General features: G+C 61.8%; 2 pseudogenes. Both read right to left on the reverse strand.

Going from position 1 to position 1,768, the window contains the following annotated elements:
* Nucleotides 1-1,580 (reverse strand): annotated as a pseudogene (locus ACRDD5_RS11415) (tetrathionate reductase subunit TtrA); the annotation flags it as partial.
* Nucleotides 1,573-1,768 (reverse strand): annotated as a pseudogene (locus ACRDD5_RS11420) (tetrathionate reductase subunit TtrC); the annotation flags it as partial. The pseudogenes ACRDD5_RS11415 and ACRDD5_RS11420, both read right to left, overlap by 8 nt.

Genomic DNA, 1,768 nt, shown 5'->3' on the forward strand with positions numbered 1-1,768 from the left:
AGCACGTTGAGCATCATCACCGACCAGGCGTTATAAAAGCCGTTCCCGGACATCATCCCGCCGTGGGTGACCACCGCCGCTTTGCGCCCGTAGCGGGTAAAGGCGGTTGCCAGCGCGACAATCCTTTCTTCCGCCACCCCACACTGCTGGCTGTACTGCGCCAGGGTGAATCTTTCCGCCGACTCTTTCAGGCACTGGAAACTGCTTTTTACCGTGACCGTCGCGCCGTCGTGCAGGGTCACCTGCTGAGTCACTAACAGCGTGCCGCGATCGCACTGGCTGGCGGGCACCAGCTGGCCCGCCTCATTCACCACCAGCGCCTCATCGGCTTCGGCATCGCTGCCGCTCAGGTGGGAAAGCTGTAAATGCTGCCCGGCGAGGGGATGGTTATCATCGCCGATCACCAGCCAGCAGGCGTTGCTCCAGCTTTTCTCTCCGGCCCGCAGCATTGCCTCGCGGCTGGTAAGGGTCAGGTACTCGGTAACGTAGCGCTGGTTGTCGATAATCCAGCGGATCATCGCCATCGCCAGCGCGGAATCGCTACCCGGTTTGATCGCCAGCCAGTGGCCGTGGTCGTCGGCCAGCACCGTGGTCAACGGCAGAGCGGGTGAAACCACCACATAGTTGAAGTTATTGCGCAGCCGGGTGCTGGCCAGCTGGCGGGCCTGGCGCTTGAAGGGGTTACCGGACTGCGCGGGCGAGGTGCCCATAAACAGCGCAAATTCGACGTTTTCCCAGTCCGGCTTAACGTGCGGGTTTTTATCCAGATCGCCCATCAGCGCGCCGGATCCCGCACGATACGACAGCCCGCAGTAGGCCCCATGAGCACCAAAGTTTTTTGAACCAAAACTGTTCTGGGCAAAGCGGCGCAGAAACCCGTCCCGGCCTTCATCGCTGGTATTGGTGACCAGCAGCTGATTGGCCTTCGGACCGAAAGCCGGATGCCGGGGATCCACCGGGGTGGTGAGATCGCGAATGGCTCTCAGCCCGTCAACATGGCCTTCGCCAAACAGATCTCCCCCTTCGACGACCTCTGCGATCAGCTGTTCAAAGCTGATGCGCTGCCACTTACCTTCTCCGCGTTTTCCGGCGCGCTTCATCGGAGTAAGTACGCGCAGTGGACTGTTCAGACTCTCCAGCAGGGTTGCCCCGCGCGCGCAGGCGGTGGAGCGGGAATCCAGCCCGCTTTCACCCGCCAGCCTGGTCATGGCCTCGGCAAACGGCATCATGCTGTCGAACGGTCGCTCATGCGAGAGCGGATGCCAGGGGTTGCCGGCAATGCGGAGGACCTGGTGAGTGGTCTTATCGACCCGCGCGCGGATCCCGCACAGCGTCCAGCAGCCAAAGCACTGGGTCATGGCGATCGCCTGATCCGGCGTGCTCGTCCAGCCATTGTGGGCGATCCCTTCCGGGGGCAGTGAGTTGCCGTGGATCCTGTCGCGCGTCACCTTCCCTGAGGTGCCGTTGACCAGCCCATCCACGGCCCGTTTTGCCACATCGCGATAGCTCAGACCGAAGGCCGCAAAGCCCCCGACGGCAACGCCTATTTTCAACCATTGACGACGGGATAATTCAGGCATGTTGAAGCCTCCTTGAAAGCCAGTTGACGCCCTCCCGGACGGTAATCATCAGGGCAAACCACAGCCCGAAGGTGCCGACAATTGCCAGCAGACCGTCGGTGCCCATGGGCAGGGTGTAATCATTCATCAGCGCGTTGTTTTTCGGGATCGTTTGCCCACCCATCAGCACGGCCCAGCGCAGCGTCCAG

The organism is Silvania sp. (genome assembly GCF_051656365.1).
GTDB lineage: Bacteria > Pseudomonadota > Gammaproteobacteria > Enterobacterales > Enterobacteriaceae > Enterobacter > Enterobacter hatchlandensis.